This window comes from Mesorhizobium sp. M0830, assembly GCF_040319965.1.
Taxonomy (GTDB): Bacteria; Pseudomonadota; Alphaproteobacteria; order Rhizobiales; family Rhizobiaceae; genus Mesorhizobium.
On the sequence record NZ_JAMYOR010000026.1, the window covers coordinates 37,315 to 58,775 of the forward strand.

General features: G+C 64.0%; 16 protein-coding genes. 11 read left to right on the plus strand and 5 right to left on the minus strand.

The annotated features are described in order from the left end of the window. Nucleotides 1-270 precede the first annotated feature (270 nt). The 3 genes from NKI20_RS17120 to NKI20_RS17130 all read left to right on the plus strand — a co-directional run bounded on the left by NKI20_RS17120 (nucleotide 271) and on the right by NKI20_RS17130 (nucleotide 2,090). A complete protein-coding gene (locus NKI20_RS17120) occupies nucleotides 271-1,020 on the plus strand; it encodes a DUF899 domain-containing protein (RefSeq protein ID WP_352832198.1) in 750 nt (249 codons plus the stop codon). A 139-nt stretch (nucleotides 1,021-1,159) separates the two neighbouring features. Then, nucleotides 1,160-1,423, plus strand: coding sequence for a hypothetical protein (locus NKI20_RS17125; RefSeq protein WP_352734808.1), 264 nt, complete (start codon nucleotides 1,160-1,162; stop codon nucleotides 1,421-1,423). A 394-nt stretch (nucleotides 1,424-1,817) separates the two neighbouring features. Further along, nucleotides 1,818-2,090 (plus strand): hypothetical protein, encoded by a 273-nt coding sequence (locus tag NKI20_RS17130; RefSeq protein WP_023763192.1) that lies wholly within the window; start codon nucleotides 1,818-1,820, stop codon nucleotides 2,088-2,090. A gap of 305 nt (nucleotides 2,091-2,395) precedes the next feature. Here the strand turns inward: NKI20_RS17130 and NKI20_RS17135 are convergent, their stop codons facing one another. After that, a complete protein-coding gene (locus NKI20_RS17135; RefSeq protein ID WP_352832203.1) occupies nucleotides 2,396-3,394 on the minus strand; it encodes a bestrophin family protein in 999 nt (332 codons plus the stop codon). A 59-nt stretch (nucleotides 3,395-3,453) separates the two neighbouring features. Beyond that, entirely contained in the window at nucleotides 3,454-4,074 is a 621-nt protein-coding gene (locus tag NKI20_RS17140; RefSeq protein ID WP_352602104.1) for a TetR/AcrR family transcriptional regulator, read from the minus strand. A 377-nt stretch (nucleotides 4,075-4,451) separates the two neighbouring features. Between NKI20_RS17140 and NKI20_RS17145 the strand changes: the two genes are divergently transcribed. The 3 genes from NKI20_RS17145 to NKI20_RS17155 are packed head-to-tail and all read left to right on the plus strand — an operon-like array spanning nucleotide 4,452 to nucleotide 8,205. Beyond that, nucleotides 4,452-4,931, plus strand: coding sequence for a (2Fe-2S)-binding protein (locus tag NKI20_RS17145; protein WP_023760152.1), 480 nt, complete (start codon nucleotides 4,452-4,454; stop codon nucleotides 4,929-4,931). After that, nucleotides 4,928-5,911: an FAD binding domain-containing protein gene (locus NKI20_RS17150; protein ID WP_352832207.1), complete on the plus strand. Its 984-nt coding sequence runs from the start codon at nucleotides 4,928-4,930 to the stop codon at nucleotides 5,909-5,911. Before NKI20_RS17145 ends, NKI20_RS17150 begins: the two co-directional genes overlap by 4 nt. After that, nucleotides 5,908-8,205 carry a xanthine dehydrogenase family protein molybdopterin-binding subunit gene (locus tag NKI20_RS17155; RefSeq protein ID WP_352832210.1) on the plus strand — a complete coding sequence of 766 codons (2,298 nt, stop codon included), beginning with the start codon at nucleotides 5,908-5,910 and terminating at the stop codon, nucleotides 8,203-8,205. Before NKI20_RS17150 ends, NKI20_RS17155 begins: the two co-directional genes overlap by 4 nt. 166 nt (nucleotides 8,206-8,371) lie before the next feature. On the opposite strand, the gene NKI20_RS17160 is transcribed toward NKI20_RS17155, so the two are convergent. Continuing rightward, entirely contained in the window at nucleotides 8,372-9,385 is a 1,014-nt protein-coding gene (locus NKI20_RS17160) for a zinc-dependent alcohol dehydrogenase family protein (protein ID WP_352832213.1), read from the minus strand. Nucleotides 9,386-9,482: 97 nt separating this feature from the next. Here NKI20_RS17160 and NKI20_RS17165 point away from each other — a divergent pair, with 97 nt between their 5' ends. After that, the gene (locus NKI20_RS17165) at nucleotides 9,483-10,412 is read left to right on the plus strand and encodes a LysR family transcriptional regulator (protein ID WP_352832216.1); all 930 of its coding nucleotides are present in this window, start codon (nucleotides 9,483-9,485) and stop codon (nucleotides 10,410-10,412) included. A 159-nt stretch (nucleotides 10,413-10,571) separates the two neighbouring features. On the opposite strand, the gene NKI20_RS33745 is transcribed toward NKI20_RS17165, so the two are convergent. Then, a complete protein-coding gene (locus NKI20_RS33745) occupies nucleotides 10,572-11,738 on the minus strand; it encodes a PAS domain-containing protein (RefSeq protein ID WP_502898131.1) in 1,167 nt (388 codons plus the stop codon). A gap of 312 nt (nucleotides 11,739-12,050) precedes the next feature. On the opposite strand from NKI20_RS33745, the gene NKI20_RS17185 reads away from it, so the two are divergent. After that, nucleotides 12,051-12,896, plus strand: coding sequence for an AraC family transcriptional regulator (locus NKI20_RS17185; RefSeq protein ID WP_352832227.1), 846 nt, complete (start codon nucleotides 12,051-12,053; stop codon nucleotides 12,894-12,896). A gap of 215 nt (nucleotides 12,897-13,111) precedes the next feature. Further along, the gene (locus tag NKI20_RS17190) at nucleotides 13,112-17,602 is read left to right on the plus strand and encodes an autotransporter outer membrane beta-barrel domain-containing protein (RefSeq protein ID WP_352832231.1); all 4,491 of its coding nucleotides are present in this window, start codon (nucleotides 13,112-13,114) and stop codon (nucleotides 17,600-17,602) included. Nucleotides 17,603-17,690: 88 nt separating this feature from the next. Here the strand turns inward: NKI20_RS17190 and NKI20_RS17195 are convergent, their stop codons facing one another. Then, nucleotides 17,691-18,572 (minus strand): EamA family transporter, encoded by an 882-nt coding sequence (locus NKI20_RS17195; RefSeq protein WP_352832235.1) that lies wholly within the window; start codon nucleotides 18,570-18,572, stop codon nucleotides 17,691-17,693. Between the two features lie 616 nt (nucleotides 18,573-19,188). On the opposite strand from NKI20_RS17195, the gene NKI20_RS17200 reads away from it, so the two are divergent. Together NKI20_RS17200 and NKI20_RS17205 are read left to right on the plus strand one after the other, a co-directional pair. Then, nucleotides 19,189-20,355: an acyltransferase family protein gene (locus NKI20_RS17200; protein WP_352832238.1), complete on the plus strand. Its 1,167-nt coding sequence runs from the start codon at nucleotides 19,189-19,191 to the stop codon at nucleotides 20,353-20,355. Continuing rightward, complete coding sequence (locus tag NKI20_RS17205) at nucleotides 20,352-21,458, plus strand: glycosyltransferase family 2 protein (RefSeq protein WP_352832241.1); 1,107 nt, start codon at nucleotides 20,352-20,354, stop codon at nucleotides 21,456-21,458. Before NKI20_RS17200 ends, NKI20_RS17205 begins: the two co-directional genes overlap by 4 nt. The last annotated feature ends 3 nt before the right edge of the window (nucleotides 21,459-21,461 follow it).

Below are 21,461 nucleotides of genomic sequence, written 5' to 3' on the forward strand. Positions count from 1 at the left end.
CTCCCACCCCTGCGTTGCACGCCCTAATTTAAGTCACGGCCGCCAACCAGCAAGCCGTATCGGCAGCGGCACAACAAGGGAAAACCACGCGATGAACGACACTGTCGAGGGCACTGAGCGGATGCGCCACCCCTGCTGCGGCGGGCCGGCTCTTTCAAATCCCGTCACACTTGTAACTCCCACCCCCGCGCTTGACCGACCTATTCTGCCTGACAGCAAGCAACCACACGTCGCAACGGCGCGACAACAGACTGGCAAAGGAGACGACCAATGACCAAGCAGACCGCAATGAAGACCCCGCCGATCGTCTCTAGACAGGATTGGGAAGCCGCCCGCGAACAGATGCTGGTGAAGGAGAAGGCCACGCTGCGCGCCAAGGATGCTTTGGCCGCCGAGCGCCGGCGCATGCCGTGGATGGAAGTCGACAAGGCCTACGTGTTCGAGGGGCCGAATGGCAAGGCCAGCCTGCTCGATTTGTTCGAAGGCCGCCGACAATTGATCGTCTACCGCGCCTTCTTCGAGCCCGGCGTGTTCGGCTGGCCCGAACATGCCTGCCGCGGTTGTTCGCTCGGCGCCGATCAGGTCGGCCACCTCGCCCATCTCAATGCACGCAACACCACGCTCGCCTACGCCTCGCGCGCCCCGCAGGCCGACATTGCCCGGCTGAAGCAGCGGATGGGCTGGGAGATGCCCTGGTACACCATCACCGACAGTTTCGACAAAGACTTCGGTGTCGACGAATGGCATGGCCACAACGTGTTCATCCGCGATGGCGACCGCATCTTCCGCACCTACTTCATCAACAGCCGCGGAGACGAGGCGATGGGCACCGTATGGAGCTATCTCGACGCGACGCCGCTTGGCCGCCAGGAGATCTGGGAGGATTCGCCCGAAGGCTATCCGCAGACCCCGCTCTACAGCTGGTGGAACTGGCACGACAATTACGACGCCGCGCCAGACAAGACATGGGAAGAAGTGTCGGCAGCCGGCGAAGCGGCGTTCCGGGACAAGGGCGAGTAAGGGCTCTCCAGCTTGGTTCCTCGCCCCACGAAAGTGGGGAGAGGAACCCAAATCCTGGAAGGTCGCGCGCGCCCCACCACATGCGACGCCCCGGCGCGCACCCATGCGACGCTGGCATCACAATTTAAGGATGAGGACCATGCACGATATCCATACAGCCACCAGCGAAGCGATCCCCGAAAACATCAATGCGTCCACCCTCGGCATCGCCGATTGGCTATGCCTTACCGCAGCCCCGACCTTTGCCGTCATGGCGCTGCTTACCTGCATCTTCAGCGGTGATGCGGCCATGCTGTGCACGGGCTCCTCGCCGCTCACCGGCATGGCCCCGATGTATCTGCTGATGAGCGCCTTCCATCTGGCGCCCTGGCTGCGGGTGATTTCCGGCCGGCAGGTCCGATAGGTCGAGCGCGTCGCCCCAATTTTAGACACCCCACAGGTCGGAGAAAGACAATAAGACTGGTCAGGCTGAGAGCGCCGGGCGGCGGGATCTCCATCGGCAGCCGGGCGGACCAGCATCGCCGCCGTGTTCACGCACTACGAATCCCGGAAGCATTTCGGCTAGGTGTGCCTCGAAGTTTGAGGCGCCAGCAACTCCGACGGCGGGACGACAGGACACCCACTATCCATCAGCAGAAGCTAATTGACAGTCCAAGAGAAACGGCGCTCACTGGCTGGTACAGGTGGATCGCAGCATCAGGCGGGCGACATCGACCGCAGGCATCACCTGAAGCAAATCCCGGGAAAAAGCGCATAGCGCTTTCCCTTGAGAATTGCGCAAAACCAGGGAGGACGCCATGCCAACCGTTATCGGCCATCACAACATCACGAAAGACAGCAAGCACTGGCTCAGTTCACCCAAGCGTAAGGAGCTTTTCGGCTCGCTTGGGATCACTAACATCCGCACTTTCGTCGATCCGCAGAACCCGAAACACGTGGCCGTGATGATGGACGTTCCGGACATGGATAAGATGGCCGCTTTGATGCAGAGTAAGGCAGCAGCCGATGCGATGGCCTATGATGGCGTAGCGCCGGAGTCGCTGGTGATCCTGGTCGAAGCGAAAGGCTAGTCGCTTCGTTCGCTCCAGGGTGCGCGATTTGCAACGGTGCCGGCCGCTGCGAGCTGTTGTGCTCACGGAATTGCCCGGGCGAGCGCCGATCACGCGCCGCGCTGTCCACCTGGAAGGACGTGGCGGTGGTCGGCTCCGACCTGATATTCGAAGAGCATGGCGAGATGGAAGCGAGCGGGCTGCCGGGCGTGCTTCAATTTTTTTCCGTCAAAGGAGCGGACGCGTCCTGACGGCTCCTGTTTCCTTGCCCGGTAACAGCCTAATGCAGGTGTCGGGCATCATACAGATTGCCGCAACGAAGCGCTTCAGGTCGCGATGTCATTGACCGGCAGCCAGGGGTTGGGAAGATCAACCTCCCCAAGCCCGCTGCGCAACTCGATCTCGATGTCGCGGCAGATCTGCGAGATCGGAACATCGTTGGCATTGCCCTCGAAGGGATTGGCGCTGCTTTCGCCGACCTGGTCGAGCGACATGTAGGCCCAGCCCAGGAGCGTGCTGAACGGGATCGTCAGCCAGATCGCGATCGGGCCGAGCATGCCGCCCAGTTTGCCCATGTCGGCAAAGACCGGAACCACCCCGAACGGCAACAGAGTGCAAAAGATCATGACGAACATGGAACTGACGATGGCGTATTGCCTTGGATAGGGATTGTTCTTGATACGATCGCAGCGCGCCTGCTGATCATGGAAATCGCGGATCAGCTTGATAAGTTCGACATAGACCTGCGGAGGAATTTTTGCGTCCTTGAGCAACGCATTGACCTGGACCGACTGCATTTCCAAAAGCGCTATCGCCGGCTGAGGCGACTTCAGGACGTCCTCGGCCTGTTCGGCCAACAACGGACGCAGTTCCTCGGCGACCGAACTCGCATCCTCATGGATGCGGTAGCGACGCCGGTATTCGACATTGGCGGCCCGCGCCATGGATTCCCACGGCATCGGCCGCCGCAGGGCGAAGCGCAACGCCGTCATCCAGGCGATATGGCGGTAGATGAGCTGCTTTGCCGTCGGCGCATCGATGAAGTCCCTGCAGAAATTAGACCACAACCGGCTGCTCGCCGTAATTTGCGTAAAGGCCTGCAGCGCATCACTGCTGCGGGTGAACACCTGCGAATTCTTGAACCCGGCAACGAGCGACACGGTGGTGCCGAGCACGAGCACCACCGGCCATGGCACCGAGAAGCCGGCAATCCCCGGTAGACGGTAAGCAGCGACAGCCAGTCCGCTCACAACCACCATGTAGATGACGCTGCGCCGCGACCAGAGCGCGAAATCTATCAACTTGTAGGAACGGCCCACATACATCTCATGCCCCTCAAATCATGGACAGGTCTGGTTGTCGCGCGGCCGGAATCCGGCCGCTCTCACCGTCCCTTTACAGCTCCGAACCGCAACCCGTCCATCAAGAGCTTGACCAGCCGGCGCGAACGGTCACGCCATTCCGGCGTGTCGGGCGCCGAGTAGATGCCGGACAGCGCATGCAGCACATCGGATGCGTCGACGTCGCCGCGGATGGTGCCGTCGGCCACCGCGGCTTCGACCAGTTGCCGAAGCGCCTGCGAGACCCGGCCGGACGTGTCGGAAAACAGCGTCGAATTGGTGTTGAGCAGGATGCGCAGGCTGGTCGCCAGGCCGCGCTTGGTGGCGATGTAATCGACGAAGCGCTGCATCCACTGTTCCAGCGCGACATCGGACGGGTGTTTTTCGGCGAGCTCGCCGGCGGCCGCGCACAGCGCCTCCACCTCGCGCCGGTAGACCACTTCGACAAGGTGCTCGCGCGTCGGAAAATGTCGGTAGAGCGTGCCGATGCCGACGCCGGCCTGGCGCGCTATCTCTTCCAGCGAGGCATCGATACCGTGCTCCGCAAAGACGGCTGCCGCCACCTCGACCAGCCGGTCGCGGTTGCGCTGTGCATCGGCGCGCAACGGCTTTGCCTCGGTGCCTTCGGCCTTCTCTTCAACGATGACGGACGGCTCCACGGCCACTTTTTTCTCCACTGCCGAAATATGGGGCTTGAACCCATCCGGGTCAGCCCCCACGTAATAAACGGAGGCACCTCCGTTTTAGTGGAGCGCCTTTATCATATAATCAGGGGAACCGATATGTCACGTCTGCAAAATGCCGAGCGTGTAATCTCCCCCCTCGAGGGGGAGATTACGCCGAAGGCGACAGAGGGGGTCGGCTCGACTGGGCGCGACCTCCTGCGGCAGATGGAAGTTAGCGCTTTACGTCCGGCGACCCCCTCTGGCCTGCCGGCCATCTCCCCCTCAAGGGGGGAGATCACGCCCTTCGCGCCCTTGCCCTCGCCCGACCCAACACCAATTCATCCCCATCCGCGTCAAGCAACTGGAGCCAGACGCCCATGACCAAGACAACAATTCCCGTCCATCTCGATATCAACGGACACCATCACGAGTTGCAACTCGAGCCGCGCGTCACGCTGCTCGACGCCTTGCGAGACCGGCTCGGCCTGACCGGCACCAAGAAGGGCTGCGATCACGGCCAGTGCGGCGCCTGCACCGTGCATGTCGACGGCGAGCGCGTGCTGGCCTGCCTGACGCTGGCCGCGCAAGTCGAGGGCCGCACCGTCACCACCATAGAGGGGCTTGCACGCGAGGGCGAACCGCATCCCGTGCAGGCTGCCTTCCTCGAACAGGATGCCTTCCAGTGCGGCTATTGCACGCCAGGCCAGATCATGTCGGCGGTGGCTTGCATCCGCGAGGGGCATGCCGGCTCGGATGACGAGATCCGCGAATACATGGCCGGCAATCTCTGCCGCTGCGGCGCTTATCCGCATATCGTCGCCGCCGTTCGCCAGGCTGCATTGGAGGTCGCATCATGAGGGATTTTTCCTACCTGCGCGCCGGCTCGGTCGATGCGGCAAGACAGGCGGCCGCCCTACCCGGCGCCATGCTGTTCGCCGGCGGCACCACGCTCATCGACCTCGCCAAATGCGGCGTCGCCGAGCCCGAGACACTGGTCGACATCACCCATCTCAAGGGGCTGAACGGCATCGAGCTGGACGAGAGCGGAGCCACCATCGGCGCGCTCGCCAAGATGAGCCACGTCGCCGACCACGACGGCATCAAGAGCCGCTTCCCAGCCGTCTCGGAAGCGCTGTGGCAGGCGGCTTCCGCACAGATCCGCAACATGGCGACTATCGGCGGCAATCTGATGCAGCGCACGCGCTGTCCTTACTTCCGCGATCCGGCGAATTTCCCCGCCTGCAACAAGCGGGAACCCGGGAGCGGCTGTTCGGCCATCGGCGGTGTCACACGGGGCCATGCGGTGCTCGGCACCAGCGAAGCCTGCATCGCCATGTATCCGGGTGACCTCGCCGTCGCGCTGGTCGCCTTCGATGCGATCGTGCATCTCGGCGATCGCCAGGTCCCCGTGGACGACTTTTTCCTACTGCCCGGCACAACGCCGAACAAGGAACACGCTATCGAACCGGGCGAGATGATCACCGCCATCGAGATCCCCGGCTCGGCCTCTGCCCGGCGTTCGACCTATCTGAAGGTCCGCGATCGGCAATCCTATGAGTTTGCCGCGGCCAGTGCCGCCGTCGGCATCGAATTCGAGGCCGATGGGCGCACCGTCGGTGACCTGCGCGTCGCGCTTGGCGGCGTCGCGACCAAACCTTGGCGGGCGCGAGCCGTGGAGGACGCGCTGAAGGGCAAGGTGCTGGAGCCAGATGCCGTCCGCGCTGCCAGCCTGCTCGCGATCGAAGGCGCCGTCGACCATGGCGCCAACCATTACAAGCTTGAACTGGCGCCGCGTGTCGTCGCGCGCGCCATCCTCAAAATGGGAGAGACGGCATGACCGTTCACAACATCAGACATGGTGATGCATCCGACGGCGCGCTGGCGGAAGTCGTCGGCGGCCGGCTGTCGCGCGTCGACGGCCCGGCCAAGATCACCGGTGCTGCCAAATACGCCGTCGAGCAGCAGCTCGAAGGCCTCGCCTACGCCGTGCTGGTCGAAAGCACGATTGCCTCGGGCAAGGTGCGCTCGATCGACACCGCGGAGGCACAGGCGGCATCCGGCGTGCTGCACGTGCTGACGCCTGACACCATCCTCAGCCTGAGGACCGCCTCGGACTGGTTCGGCACGCCGCCGCCCGACAAGCCCTATTGCCCGCTGGCGCGCGACATCACCTTTTCGGGCCAGCATGTCGCCGCTGTCGTCGCCGAAACCTTCGAGCAGGCGGTCGCCGCGGCAGCCCTCATCAAGGTCAGCTATGACGAGACGCACGCCATCGTCGACCTTAGCGACGCCAAGGCCGGCGACGGCATCCCGATCGACGCCATGACCAAGGAATGGGGCGACGCGCAAGCCGCTTTCGCCTCGGCCCCGGTGCGCATCTGCGCCGCCTATAACACGCCGCGCGAGTACCAGGCGCCGATGGAGCCGCATGGCCTGATCGCCCGCTGGGAGGGCGACCGCCTCACCGTATGGGAACCGAGCCAGTGGCTGGACGGCATGGCGCGCACCTATGCCGAATGGTTCGGCGTGCCGTTCGAAAATGTGCGCCTGGTCTCGCCCTATATTGGCGGCGGCTTCGGCTCCAAGGCACTGGCGCTCAGCCATGGCGCGGTGGCGGCGTCTGCAGCAAAGATGCTCGGCCGGCCGGTGCGGCTGGTGATGACGCGGCCGCAGACCTTCACCGGCTATGGCGGCCGCGCCGCGACGCGGCAGACGGTGACGATCGGTGCCGACCGGCAAGGAAAAATCCAGTCGATCGTGCATCGCGGCGTCAATGAAACATCCATCGACGGCATGTGGGTCGAGCCGCTCGGATCGGTCACCTCGATCATGTACGCGACGCCGAATTTCTCGTCCAGGCAGAATGTCGTGCGGGTGAATTCTGTAGTGCCTGGCCCCATGCGCGCGCCGGGCGAAAACCCCTCTGCCTTCGGCATTGAAAGCGCCATCGACGAGCTCGCTTACGAGGTCGGCGTCGATCCGCTGGAGATCCGGCTGAGGAACTATGCCGAACAGGATCCGGAAGCGAAAAAAGCCTGGTCGACCAGGCAGTTGCGCGAGGCTTTTGCCGCCGGCGCGGAACGCTTCGGCTGGTCCAGGCGTACGCCCGAACCGCGCTCCATGCGCAACGGCAATCAGCTGATCGGCTGGGGCGTTGCGGCGGGCACCTATCCCGTGCGGCGCGCCTATGGCGAGGCGATCGTGCGCATCCTGGCCGACGGTTCGGTCGAGGTCGAAAGCTCCTCGATCGATATGGGCCAGGGCACCTACACCATCTTGGTGCAGACCGCCGCTGAAACGGTCGGCGTGCCGGCCGACCATGTCGTGGTGAAGCTAGGCGATTCGCGCTTGCCCCGCGCCGGCGTCGCCGGCGGCTCGCGGCTGGCCGGCGTGATGACCGGTGCGGTCCATAAGGCGGCGATCTCGGCGCTCGACCAGCTGATCGGGCTGGCGATCAGCGATCCACGCTCACCCTTCCACACGCTGCAGGCCAACACTTTGGTTGTGGCCAACGGCCGTATTTCGTCGCCACGCGGCGACGGGCCTGACGTCTCGATCTCCGAGCTGCTCAAAAGCGTCGGCCGCGACCATATCGAGGCCACCGGCGACACCATGCCGGCCCATTCGACGCCGGAGGATCGCTACAAGAACTACACCACCATCGCCATGGCGCTGCCGCACACCGAAGGCGACTATTCCCGCCACTCCTGGTGCGCGCATTTCATCGAGGTGCGCGTCGATGAGGATTTCGGCACGGTGCGGGTGTCGCGCGTGGTGTCGGCGCTGGATTCCGGCCGGCTCTACAACCCGAAGCTCGCCGAAAGCCAGTGGAAGGGCGGCATCATCATGGGCATCGGCCAGGCGCTGCTCGAAGAAGGCATCGTCGACCGCCGCCATGGCCGCATCGTCAACAACAACCTCGCCGATTATCTGGTGCCGACCAATGCCGACATCCCCGACATCGAGGTGATCTCGGTCGGCATCCCCGACCTGCATTCCTCGGTGCTCGGCGGCAAGGGTGTCGGTGAACTGGCCATCGTCGGCGTCGCCCCCGCGATCGCCAACGCGGTGTTTCATGCGACGGGCAAGCGAGTTCGGGATTTGCCGATCACGCTGGAGAAGCTGATCTGAGAGTGAGAGCGTGATCTCCCCCCTTGAGGGGGAGATGGCCGGCAGGCCAGAGAGGGTCGGTTCGACTGGGCTCGGCCCAATGCAGCAGATCAGGTTGGCGCTTCACGCGAGACGACCCCCTCTGTCGCCTTCGGCGACATCTCCCCTCGGGGGGAGATTATCCGCTTCACCACCACTCCAACCCGAACACCAGCTTGCCGAAGTGCAAGCCGCCGGCGGCCATGTGGGCGTAGGCTTCGGCCGCTTCATTCTGCGAAAACACCTTGTCGACGACCGGGTTGATCCTGGCCGCACCGATGGCGCGGACGGCGTCGCGGAGGTCGGACACCGATCCGGTGTTGTTGCCGACCACTTTCAGCGCCTTGATGATGATCGGCAGCAGATTGATCGTGGCCTCGGCGCCGGTGACGAAGCCGATGGCGAACAGCGTGCCGCCGGGCGCGGTGGCGTTGATGGCGCGGGCAAAGGTGGCCGTGCCGCCGGTCTCGACGACGAGGTCGGCGCCGAGGCCGTCCGTCAGTTCCAGCACCTTGCCGTCCCAGTCGGGCGTCGCGCGGTAGTTGATGAGATGATCGGCGCCCAGTGCCTTCGCCCGCTCCAGCTTCTCGTCCGACGACGAGGTGATGATGACGGTGGCGCCGGCAGCTTTCGCAAGCTGCAGGGTGAAGATCGAGACGCCCCCGGTGCCGAGCAGCACGACGACCGAGCCCGGTCCGACATCGGCGGCGCGGATGGCGTTCCAGGCGGTGGTGCCGGCGATCGGTAGCGTCGACGCCGCCTCGAAGGAGAGATGCGCCGGCACCGGCACGACCGAATTTGCGGGCAGCGCGACATATTCGGCCAGCGACCCCGGCAGCGAGATGCCGCGCATCTGCCTCATCTCGTAAGGCCGCGGCCGGCCGCCGATCCAGCGGGGCTTGGCATGGGCGACGACGCGATCGCCGGCGGCGAATCCCGTAACCCCCTCGCCCAGTGCGACGATCTCCCCGGCGCCGTCGGCGACGGGGACGAGCGGAAAGCTCGGTCCGGGATAATTGCCGCTCGCCACCGCGACATCGACGAAATTGAGGCTCGCCGCACGCTGGCGGATCAGCACTTCGCCGCGCTGCGGTTCGGGGGTGGCAATGGTGGCGGCGCGGAAGGCGTCCAGCCTGGGATGGCTCAGCTCGATGGCTTTCATGGTTTCACTCCTGTGGGACGATTGATGGCTTGAGTGCATCTAGCTGCTGCGGTATTTCTGGATAATCCCTGCTTTTTACATTTGAGTACTGTAAGTCATGCAGCAATCTCGCGAACCACTGACCCTTGCCGAAATGGCGGCTTTCGCGGCCATCGCCGAGGCGCGTTCCTTCACCAGGGCGGCGGCGCGTGTCGGGCGCGACGCGACCATCCTGTCGCGGCGCCTGCAATCGCTGGAGGAGCGGCTGGGCGTCAGGTTGCTCCATCGCACGACGCGCAGCGTGTCGCTGACCGAGGCGGGTGCCGAATTCATGGTGCGGGTGCGCGCCATCCTCGCCTCCGTGGACGAGGCCGAGGCTGCCGCGTCGGCGTATGCCCGCGGCGGCCCGCGCGGCCTGCTGAGGCTGGCGCTGCCCGGCACGTTCGGACGCATGTGGATCGGGCCGCTGCTGCCGCAATTCCTTGCCGAGTTTCCCGATGTCCGCATCGAGGCCGAATTCTCCAACCGCTTCGCCGATCTGGTCGCCGAGAATTTTGATGTCGCCGTGCGGCTCGGCGCTCTGGAGGATTCCCGCCTGGTGGCCCGCAAGGTGGCGACACGGCGGCGACTGCTCTGCGCCGCCCCCTCCTATCTCGCCCGAAGGGGCAAGCCGGAGACCCCGCAGGCGTTGCTCGAACATTCCTGCCTGGGCTTCAGCGGTTTTCAGACCTTTCCAGCCTGGGAGATGACCAACCGCGAGGGCCGAAGCGTGCGCGTCGAGGTATCCGGCCCGTTGGTCACCGATGATGCCGAGGTGTTGGTCGATGCCGCCGTGCAAGGCGTCGGCCTGATGATGAGCACGGACTGGCTGGTCGGCCGCGAACTCGCCGACGGACGGCTGGTGCCAATCCTGGAGGATTGGACGCTGGCCGACGAAGGCGCGATCTACGTCGTCACGCCCTCAGCCAAGGGACAAGCCGCCAAGACCCGCGCCTTTGCCGACTGGATCGGCAAGCGCTTCGCGCCGGAACCGCCCTGGCGGCGGTGAGAGTTGGCAAAGTGATTGGCCGGCAGGCAGAAGGGGGCGCCGTCCGGTGCAGGCGCAGTACCCTTGCCGCATTGCGCAACGTCGAGCAGATCGGCGGGTACGGGTGGCGTTCGAGCGCGACCACCTTATCCGATCTCCTGTCCGGATCGCACCATTTGGCTAACCGGCCCCGAAATGGGGCGCCGTCACTGAGGTGCAAGCGGCGTGCCTATGTCCGAAACGAGCTTGACGAGATCCGCTTGGCGTCTCGTGCTGGTTTTGGCGAAGATACGGTTGAGGTGGGTCTTCAAGGTGTTTTCGCCGATGCCGAGCGCCAGCGCGCTCTTCGACGCGGACAATCCGCTGCCGATGCGCAGCAGAACCCGCGCCTCCGCGGGCGTCAGGTCGAACAGCGCGGTGAGAACGGCTTCCGGAAGTGGAGAAGAAGACGTCGTGGTCGAAACGAAGACAGCGGCACATGCCGGCCGGAAGGCCGCGCGCGGTTCCCTCGGTCAGCGGCAATACGTAGGCGACGGCGGGCGGCTGACCGGGGGCCGAAATGGGCAGGCCTATGCCGCGGGAGCCGAGCGAAGCGTCCTCGCTCGCGGCACTGGCGATTGCCTCCAGCAGGGCGCGGGCTGTCACCAGGTTCTGCACCTGGAGCAGGCCGTGCTTGGAAAGAATGGGGCCTTGCGCCGAAAACATTCGATCGGCCGCCCCATTGGCATGGAGGATCTTTCCGTTGGCGCCGGTAAGAACGACGGGCACAGCGAGATGGTCGAGCGCTTGGCGATAAAGGTTGGCGGTAACGCGGGCCTGATCGAGCAGGTCTCCAATCATCGAAGCGCGGCGCAGATGCGGCGAGAGCAATGCCAGGAAACGCTGTTCTTCGATTGAGATGACCTCCCTGCTGGCCCGCGTGGTGCAACCCATCAGCCCGATCCGGTCCGGCGTATGAACGAATTTGGTGATGCAGGCCTCGCGCAATCCCTGCGGTTTGGCCCAATTCTGGAAAAATGGCGTCTGCTGGAGTTCGGCTTCGCTCATATGCGACAGCGTCGCAACAGGCGTGTCTATGTCGCCGACGATCGCGGCCCTCAGTCCGGGAATTGCGTCAAAATCATAGTCCTCCTGGAGCACGCGCATTTGCACGGGATCCCAGGGCGATTGAGCCGCGAAGCGGCCACGATTGCCGGCAGTGCTGGCAAGCGCGATGGTGGTGTAGGCGGCGTCGACCGCCTCTGTGATCCGGGCCATTACCCCGGCCCAGCCGTCGGGGTTCAAAACGCAATCGTAGATATCGCCGATAATCGAGGAAAGGACGTCGCTGCTCAGCCTCTCCATCATGCCTCCTGCACGCCCCGATCTCGCTTCGGAGGATTTCGCGAAGTCACACTTTCGGGTGACGCCACGCGTGGTTGAACTCGATTAAGGATATAAATCCGACCAGTTGACACCAGGCGGCCATTGTCGCTGGTTATTCTTGAAATGGAAAGCATCGCGCTCGCTATATTAGAGAACGCAAATATATCGGGTACACAATTGCCACAAAAGACGGTGTTTTCATCGGCTCAATTGCCCTCGCATCTCAGTGATCGCGATCGATTTTCCCTCTGGCAAGACATCCACCTCGCGGAGATATGGTCGGTCGAATACGGCATGTCGGACAACCTGCCTTTCGAAGCCGCGATCGAAGCCACGGCTGTCGGATCACTGGTTCTTGGTCAGATGTCCGGAACGATCAAGCATGCAACGAGGAAGGCAAGCAATATCGCCGACGACGGCAACGACGGTTATCTGCTGCTGATCAACAAATCCGACACGCTGCTGACCGGCGCACAGGCCGGCCGCGACTATGGTGTCGGACAGGGCGAAGCGGTCCTGGTCACGGCATCGGAAGCGCTGAAAATGCACGGTTCCGACAGCAATGTGTGGACAAACGTGGTGGTCCCCCGTGCAGTCCTCACCCAGGCCTTCCCGCAGATCGACGACAGGCTGGCGTTGAAGATCGGCGCCGAGAACGAAGCTCTCGATTTTCTCAAGCGCTATTGCCAACTTCTTGAAACCGGCCGCCCTCTCGTCTCGCCCGATTTGATAGCGCACGCGACGCAGACAATCGTCGATCTGATCGGCCTGGTGACAGGCGCCAAGGGTGAGCCCGCCGAACTGGCCGGCTTGCGCGGGTTGCCAGCGGCCAGGCTGCAGGCGGTGCTGGCAAAGATTGCCGAGAATTTTTCCAACCCCGGCATCTCGGCGCAGGGCGTCGCGCAAGAACTCGGCCTGTCGGCGCGCTATGTTCAAGATCTCCTGCAGGAGACCGGCATCAGCTTTTCCGAGCGCATTCTCGAACTTCGCCTGCAGCGCGCTCATAAGCTGCTCTCGCAGAGACAGAATAGCGAGATGCGCGTCAGCGAAATCGCCATGATCAGTGGCTTCAGCGATGTGTCGTATTTCAACCGCTGCTTTCGCCGCCGCTTCGGCTACACGCCAACGAGCGCCAGGTAGAATCCGGATACCGGAAACACGACGCGATTTCCGAATCCCTCTCCGTCAAAAGCCGAGATCCCGCGGCGATCGATGGCGCCAAACTGCCACAGTGCGCGGAAAAAGCACGGCACTTCGCTCCAGTCCAATTCCATTGCGGTCCTGCCCAAGACAACAGCTGGGCTCCAATGACATGTCAGGCTCAGGGTGAAACGACTATCATGTCAGGGGTTTGGATGCCGCAGAACACATTTGGAGGCCGCAAGGCGACGCTGGCTTCGACCGTGCCGACGAAATACGTCAATCCGTTGCGCGATCATCGCCACATGGCCAGCGTCAGTTCGCTCGCGCTGATGCTTGGCGCCGCCGGCATCGTGGCGACGACCCTGCCGGCCTCGGCCGCCGACGTGACCTGGACCGGTGCGATTTCGACCGACTGGTTCGACCCCGGCAACTGGACCCCGGTTGCGGTGCCTGGCGCCACCGACTACGCCAACCTCACCACGCTCACGCCGAATCCGACGGTGATAAGCGGCGCCAACGCCAATGGGCTTGTGGTTTTCGTGGGCAGGAATGCCGGCGATGTCGGTTCGCTGGCGATTTTGAACGGTGGCACGCTCAGTGACAGTCAAGGCTATTTGGGCACCTTCGTAGGGTCGACTGGCACAGCGACCGTCGATGGTGCGGGGTCTTCGTGGAACAGTATCGACGATTTCTATGTTTCCTATCAGGGTGTCGGCACGCTGACGATTTCCAACGGCGGTTCGGTCAACAATGTCAACGGCTTCTTAGGCGACTACTACGATTCGCTCGGCACCGCGACTGTCGACGGCACGGGCTCGACCTGGACCAACAGCGGGGGATTGACTGTCGGCGACTGGGGCCATGGCGAGTTGACAGTCTCGAATGGCGGTGCCGTCAGTAACGCCGTTGGCTACTTCGGTACCGGTGCCTATCTCGGTCGCCGGGAGGGTTCCATTGGCGTAGCTACCGTCACCGGTGCGGGCTCGACCTGGACCAACAGCGGGGATCTCACTGTCGGCGATCTCGGCACCGGCGCTCTGGCGATCGTCAACAGCGGCGCAGTTAGCAACAAGGCGGCCTATCTCGGCATGAATGCAGGCTCCACCGGCGCGGCGACAGTCGACGGCGCGGGCTCGACATGGACGAACAGCGGGGATCTCTACGTCGGCTATAGCGGCACCGGCACGCTCGATGTCACCAATGGCGGCGCGGTGACAAACAGCGATGGGTATTTGGGCTACATTTCCGGTTCCACCGGTACCGCAACGGTCGATGGTACAGGTTCGACCTGGCACGGGAACCACCTTTATATCGGCAGCCAAGGTGCGGGCGCTCTAACTATTTCAAACGGTGGCGCCGTTTCGCTTGGCAATTCCGGCATTATCGCCGACGGTTTGGGATCGAGCGGTTCGCTGACGGTGGACGGCGCGGGCTCGACCTGGACAAGCAACGGATATCTGGTTGTCGGCAATTCAGGCGCCGGAACGCTAAGCATTACAAATGGCGGCAAGGTCAGCGATCAATACAGTTCCATAGGCGTCAACACCATGTCGACCGGCACAGTTTCCGTCGACGGTTCGACATGGACCAACAGCGGTCCTCTCTTCATTGGCGAATCCGGCACTGGCACGCTCGATATCACCAATGGCGGTGTGGTCACCAATAGCGATGCCTATCTCGGCATGAATGCAGGCTCCACCGGCGCGGCGACAGTCGACGGCGCGGGCTCGACATGGACGAACAGCGGGGATCTCTACGTCGGCTATAGCGGCACCGGCACGCTCGATGTCACCAATGGCGGCGCGGTGACAAACAGCGATGGGTATTTGGGCTACATTTCCGGTTCCACCGGTACCGCAACGGTCGATGGTACAGGTTCGACCTGGCACGGGAACCACCTTTATATCGGCAGCCAAGGTGCGGGCGCTCTAACTATTTCAAACGGTGGCGCCGTTTCGCTTGGCAATTCCGGCATTATCGCCGACGGTTTGGGATCGAGCGGTTCGCTGACGGTGGACGGCGCGGGCTCGACCTGGACAAGCAACGGATATCTGGTTGTCGGCAATTCAGGCGCCGGAACGCTAAGCATTACAAATGGCGGCAAGGTCAGCGATCAATACAGTTCCATAGGCGTCAACACCATGTCGACCGGCACAGTTTCCGTCGACGGTTCGACATGGACCAACAGCGGTCCTCTCTTCATTGGCGAATCCGGCACTGGCACGCTCGATATCACCAATGGCGGTGTGGTCACCAATAGCGATGCCTATCTCGGCATGAATGCAGGCTCCACTGGTGCGGCGACAGTTGCCGGCGCTGGATCGAAGTGGACGAACAGCGGCGACCTCTATGTCGGCTATAGCGGCACCGGCACGCTCGATGTCACCAATGGCGGCCACGTTCTCAACCAGGCAGCGATCCTCGGCGAGTCCGATACCGCAACGGCGACCGTGACTGTGGATGGGGCGGGATCTTCGTGGAGCACGGATGACGGTCTCACCGTAGGCTTGGCCGGTCACGCGACGCTTGCAATCTCCAACGGCGGTTCAGCAGATGCCGATACCGTTAGTGTCGGCCAGGGAGCAACAGCCACTGGTGCCGTTACCGTCGACGGCATGGACTCGAAGTGGACCAACAAGAACGGCCTATACCTTGGCTTTCTAGGAAGCGGCACTCTTGCCGTCACCAATGGCGGCATCGCCTCCGGCGGCCTCACCGTCATGGCGATCGGTGCCGATGCCACGGGCCAGGCAACGGTCGACGGCCCGACTTCGCTGTGGGAGATGCACGGCGACCTGGTGATCGGTGTAGGCGGCACCGCTTCGGTGACGCTCTCCAACGACGGCACCGCTCTGGTGGACTTCGCTACCGTGATCGCCAGCCAGGCCGGCTCGACCGGCACGCTTAACATTGGCGGCGCGGCAGGCGCCGCGGCGACGGGCGCCGGCATCCTCGACTCTGCCACGTTGCAGTTCGGCCTCGGCACCGGCGCGCTCAATTTCAATCATACCGAGGCAAACTATGCGTTCGGCGCCGCTATCAGCGGACTGGGCACGATCAACCAGATCGCCGGCAACACCAACCTGACCGCCGATTCGAGCGGCTTCACCGGCGCCACCAACGTGAGCGGCGGACGGTTGGCGGTGAACGGTTCGCTGGCCAACTCTCTGGTGACGATCATGGGCGGCACTCTGGGCGGCAACGGCACGGTGGGCGGCATCGTGGCGCAGTCGGGCGGCATCATCGCGCCGGGCAATTCGATCGGCACGCTCGATGTCGCCGGCAACGTCGCGCAGACGGCGGGGTCGATCTACCAGGTCGAACTGACCTCGACCGGTAGCTCCGATTTCCTGCATGCGACGGGTGCGGCAACGATCGACAGCGGCGCGCTGATCGACGTGGTCAAACTCGACGGCGCGCCTTATGTGGCAGGCACGCACTATACCGTGTTGCAAGCCGATAGCGGCGTCACCGGGACTTACACGGTCGCCGGCGACACCGGGACGGTTTTCCTCGGCCTGGTCGATAGCTACGACGCCAATCACGTCTATCTCGATGTTGTCCAGAAGTCCTTCGCCTCGGTCGGTCTGACGCCCAACCAGATCGCCGCCGGCGCCGGCACTGAGAGCCTCGGCAGCGGAAATCCCGTATACGACGCCATCCTGCAACTGCCTTCGGAGGCGGCTGTTCAGGACGCCTTCGACCAGCTCTCGGGCGAAATCCATGCCTCGGCCAAGGGCATGCTGCTGGAAGACAGCCGTTTCATCCGCGACGCCGCCACCAGCCGCATCAGCGCCGCCTTCGGCGATGCCGGCAGCACTGTTGCCCTGCCCGTCATGGCCTATGGCGAGGGCGGCCCGGAAATGGTCGCCGCCGACACCGACCGTTTCGCCGTCTGGGGCCAGGCTTTCGGCTCCTGGGGAAATACCGACAGCGACGGCAACGCCGCCGCCTTCGACCGCTCGACTGGCGGCTTGCTGGCCGGCGCCGACACCCAGCTCGGCACCTGGCGCGTCGGCCTGATAGGCGGCTACAGCCATTCGTCCTTCGACGCCGATGACCGCAATTCATCGGGCAAGAGCGACAGCTACCATCTCGGTCTCTATGGCGGCACCAATTGGGGCGCCATCGCCTTCCGCACCGGTGCGGCCTACAGCTGGAACAGCCTCTCGACAAAACGCGCCGTCGCTTTCAATGGTTTCACTGACGGGCTGTCCGCCGACTACGATGCCGGCACGGCGCAAGCGTTCGGCGAACTCGCCTACAAGGCCGATGCCGGGCATTTCAAGGTCGAACCCTTCGCCAACCTCGCCTATGTCAGCGTGCACACCGATGGCTTCACCGAAACCGGCGGTGCGGCGGCGCTGACCAGTGCCGGCTCAACCACCGATGCAACCTTCACAACGCTCGGCCTGCGTGCTTCCACCGATTTGGGCCTCGGCCAGATCAAGGCCACGGCGCGCGGCATGCTCGGCTGGCGCCATGCCTTCGGTGATGACACCCCGGCCTCAAGCTTCGCCTTCGCCGGCGGCGATCTCTTCACCATCGCCGGCGTGCCTGTCGCCAGGGACGCTGCTGTGGTCGTGGCCGGCCTCGACCTGAACATGTCGGCCAATGCCACGCTGGGGCTCTCCTACACCGGACAGTTCGGCGGCGGCACGGTCGACCAGGGTGCGAAGGTCAATCTCGGCTTGAGGTTCTGACCAACGCGAAGGCTGGGGGCAATTCTCGAAGGGCGGTTGGGAGGCGCCGGAGAAGCACTCGCGGCATGAGCCTCTACGTCCGTCGCCCCTACTCCGGCGACGGCACCGGCGGCTGCGATGTCAGCGCAGTACCGAAAGCCGCGGCGACGACGGCCGCGATGCCGGCCAGTTGCGTCATGGTCAGGCTCTCGTGCAGGAACAGGAAGCCGGCCAGCGCGCCCAGCCCCGGCTCCAGGCAGGTCAGCGTGCCATAGATGCGGGCCGGCATTCGAGTCAGCGCCACCATTTCCAGAAAGAACGGCAATGCGCTGGAAAACAGGCCGACGAGCAAGGCACTGACCAGGATCGATGGCGCGAGCAACGCGGTTCCCGCTTGCGCCACGCCGAAGGGCAGCACAAGCACGGCGGCGATCGCCATTCCGTAGGCCGTGGTGCGAGTGCCGAGCTCCGCACCCGCCTTCTGGGCGAGCACGATATAGAGGGCCCAGAATCCGCCCGCGGCCAGCGCCAGCATCACCCCGGTCGGGTCGAGCGGTGCGAGTGAATGAACGAACGGCGACAACAGCACGATGCCGGCCACCGCAAGCGCGATCCAGGCAAAGTCGCTGGCGCGCCGCGACGCCAGCGTAGCCACCAGCAGCGGCCCGGAAAATTCGAGCGCTACCGCGATGCCGAGCGGGATGGTGGCGAGCGCGGCATAGAACAGAAGGTTGAGCGCACACAGCGTCACGCCATAGGCGACCAACCACGGCATGGTGGCGCGCGAGGGCCGCATTTGCCAGGGCCGCAGCACCGCGATCAGCATCAGCGCGCCCACGACGAGCCGCAGCGTCGTCGTGCCCTGCGCGCCGATCAGCGGGAACAAGCCCTTGGCGAAGGTGGCGCCAATCTGGATCGACACCATGGCGCCCATCAGGGCCGCGATGGGCAGCGACGCCGCCTCGCGACGGGCAATTGACGTCGATGTCACTTGGGTCGTCCTCCCTGTCGCCCGGCGCAAACTCGCCTGGCGGAACAGGAATACGGGGAACCGGCCCGCCTGTCGTGAGGCAGCGCCGGCGGCTTGGTGGGGCAGGACAGCGGATCGTTCGGGCTAGAGGAGACGGTGGGGTTTGAGGCGGGGTGACGGATAGGGCCGCATAGCCAAGGCGCGGCCCACTTCATACAGGCAGGCGAGCCATCGTCGCTGAAATACGGCGGTCGGGCCCGTGCAACCAACCGATGAAAAGGCAACTATGCTGCAGCGCGCAAGCAAGGCTGAATTTCTGGAAAAAGTCGCCGAAAGGTGGGTATCTGGCCGTTTTGTCGATGATCTGGCGCCTACTCACCGAAGTGTTTCAGCTGGGTAAATTTTTTGTGTTGCGCTGCACAATGGCATAGCCGATCCATCTCCTGGGGGACTTTTCGCGACTGGACACAGGCCGTGGAGGAACCGCCAGCTTGGCCAACTTGAGTTGTCCCTACGTCGATTTCGAGCCCGGCCGGGCCGGAGTTGCAATGCGTGGGATCGGCGATGCCGGCACCCTGCCGCTCGAGCCGACCAGCAGTCGGCTTCATCGTGGACATCGCGCCGGCGGAAGCCGCCGATGAGAAACGCCCGCGACATCCAACTGGATGCACTCAGGGCCGTCGCCGTGACGATGGTGATGTATTCCCATTTCTTCGCGGCGGGAGGAGCTTCATTCTGGGGCCATATCGGCGTGCGGCTGTTCTTCGTGCTGAGCGGCTTCCTGATCACGCGCCTGCTCCTGGAAGCGCGTTCGGCCGCCGAATTCGAGACCGGCCCCGCGCTGCGCTCCTTCTACATCAGGCGGGCGCTGCGGATATTCCCGCCCTATTTTGCCGTGCTGGGTTTCGTCTGGCTGGTTGACCTGGACCAGTCCAGGGGATCGCTTGTCTGGCACGCGCTTTATCTGTCGAATTTCTGGTATGCGCTGCGCAATGATTGGACACCCTGGGTGCTGTGCCATTTTTGGAGCCTGAGCATCGAGGAGCAGTTCTACCTTGCCTGGCCACTGGTCGTCCTGCTCGCCCCACGCAGGCGCTTCGAGACGATCTGTATCGGCGTCATCGCGCTGTCGCTGGCCTATCGCTTCTACTGGCCGGTCACCGCCACCCCGGCGCTGGCGCGCGACCTGCTGCCGCCGGCATCCATGGATGCGCTGGCGTCGGGCGCATTGCTTGCCTGCTGGCGGTCCAGGGGCGCCGGCCTGCCGCAATGGATGCGACTGGGCTGGCCTGCCTTCGCGGCCGCTTTCCTGATGATCGAGTGGTTTGTCCCGGCGCCTGCCGATCCGACGCTGGAATGGGCCCATTGGCTGGTGCAGCAAGTCCTGCCCCTGGTGCCGCTGATGGCCATTGTCGCCGCCTGTTCGCGCGGCCTTGGCGGCCGCCTCGGCAAGCTTGCCGAATTGCCGCCGCTGCTCGGCCTCGGCCGTATCAGCTACGGCGTCTACCTCTATCATCCGATATTGCTGTCGCTCGCCGTCAAGTCGCAGCCCTGGATTCCGCTCAATGTCTCGGAGCAAGGGCCAGGGCGGTTCGTGGTAGCGAGTGCCGCCACGATCGTCGTGGCCTGGATTTCCTGGGTGATTTTCGAAAGGCCGCTCAACAGCCTGAAGCACCACTTCCCCTACGTCGCGCGCGCTCGTGCCGCGCAGGCCGGCCATACCGGTTGGCTCGCGATCGCGCCCGGCGGATCGCCCGATGGCCGCCAATCGCTCGACATCCAGCGAACGGATGTGACGCGATGACCGCCGCGCCGCTCGTCTCCGTGCTGCTGCCGGTCTACAATGCCGGGCCCTTTCTCGCCGCCGCGCTGGGAAGCATCCTGCGGCAGGATTACGGCCGCCTGGAGATCGTCGCGATCGATGACGGGTCGACCGACAATTCCCTCGAGATCCTCGAGCGATACCAGGAGGCCGACAGCCGCATCTCGATCATCTCGCGCGAAAACCGTGGCCTCGTCGCGACGCTCAACGAAGGGCTGGCGCTCGCCCGGGGCGAATTGGTCGCGCGGATGGACGCCGACGATGTCGCCTATCCCTGGCGCTTGTCGCGCCAGGTGGCGCTGTTTGAGCGGCGGCCCGAACTCGGCTTCTGCGGCGCCGGCGTCGATATGTTGATCCGCGGCCGCATCGCCAGGGGCAAGCCCGATCCGGTGTTCCAGCTCGGCCGCATCCCTATACTGGCAAAGTTCTTCACGATCTTCATGCACCCGACGGTCGTCTACAACAGGGAGGTCATCGACGACGATGACCTCCACTACGACCAGACTTACAGGCACGCCGAGGATTTCGATCTTTTCAGGCGGCTGGCCGGCCGTTACCCGGCGGCCATGATGCCCGAGAACCTGCTCATCTACCGCGTCCATCAGGAAAGCGTGACCAGCCGGCACATCAACGAGATGCGCAGGACGCATTTGCGGATCGTCGCCGAGAACCTGGAGCGCGAGGGCCTCGCGGAAGCAACGCAGGACTTGCGCGACATCGGCAATGCCGTCAGCCACGATACGGTTACCCGTGCGGCCAACTTCATCCTCCAGCTGGAGGAGGAGATTTGCTCCCTGCCCGCCGCGACGCGGCCAAGCTTCGAGGCTGGCGCGCTCAACCTGTTCTATTTTCTCTACCAGCTCGTCGCCGACGAAAAGCAGCCCCCGCTGACGCACGAATTGCTGACGCGGACCGCGAAGTGGAACGTCATCCGGCGCCGCGAGCAATATGCGCTGCGTCCCGGCACCTGGGCGCCCTGGCTCAGCCTTGCCTCGCTGTCGGCCAGCAGGCAGGCAGACGCCTTGGCATACTTCTTCAAATCCGCTCCTGCTGCTGCGGTTTTGGCACCTTATCGGTTGAGTTAAAGG

Bases quoted from the DNA above. Each gene is read 5' to 3' on its own strand.
- NKI20_RS17120 (WP_352832198.1), top strand. From the start codon at position 271: ATGACCAAGCAGACCGCAATGAAGACCCCGCCGATCGTCTCTAGACAG.
- NKI20_RS17125 (WP_352734808.1), top strand. From the start codon at position 1,160: ATGCACGATATCCATACAGCCACCAGCGAAGCGATCCCCGAAAACATC.
- NKI20_RS17130 (WP_023763192.1), top strand. From the start codon at position 1,818: ATGCCAACCGTTATCGGCCATCACAACATCACGAAAGACAGCAAGCAC.
- NKI20_RS17135 (WP_352832203.1), bottom strand. From the start codon at position 3,394: ATGTATGTGGGCCGTTCCTACAAGTTGATAGATTTCGCGCTCTGGTCG.
- NKI20_RS17145 (WP_023760152.1), top strand. From the start codon at position 4,452: ATGACCAAGACAACAATTCCCGTCCATCTCGATATCAACGGACACCAT.
- NKI20_RS17150 (WP_352832207.1), top strand. From the start codon at position 4,928: ATGAGGGATTTTTCCTACCTGCGCGCCGGCTCGGTCGATGCGGCAAGA.
- NKI20_RS17155 (WP_352832210.1), top strand. From the start codon at position 5,908: ATGACCGTTCACAACATCAGACATGGTGATGCATCCGACGGCGCGCTG.
- NKI20_RS17160 (WP_352832213.1), bottom strand. From the start codon at position 9,385: ATGAAAGCCATCGAGCTGAGCCATCCCAGGCTGGACGCCTTCCGCGCC.
- NKI20_RS17165 (WP_352832216.1), top strand. From the start codon at position 9,483: ATGCAGCAATCTCGCGAACCACTGACCCTTGCCGAAATGGCGGCTTTC.
- NKI20_RS33745 (WP_502898131.1), bottom strand. From the start codon at position 11,738: ATGATGGAGAGGCTGAGCAGCGACGTCCTTTCCTCGATTATCGGCGAT.
- NKI20_RS17185 (WP_352832227.1), top strand. From the start codon at position 12,051: ATGTCGGACAACCTGCCTTTCGAAGCCGCGATCGAAGCCACGGCTGTC.
- NKI20_RS17190 (WP_352832231.1), top strand. From the start codon at position 13,112: ATGCCGCAGAACACATTTGGAGGCCGCAAGGCGACGCTGGCTTCGACC.
- NKI20_RS17200 (WP_352832238.1), top strand. From the start codon at position 19,189: ATGAGAAACGCCCGCGACATCCAACTGGATGCACTCAGGGCCGTCGCC.
- NKI20_RS17205 (WP_352832241.1), top strand. From the start codon at position 20,352: ATGACCGCCGCGCCGCTCGTCTCCGTGCTGCTGCCGGTCTACAATGCC.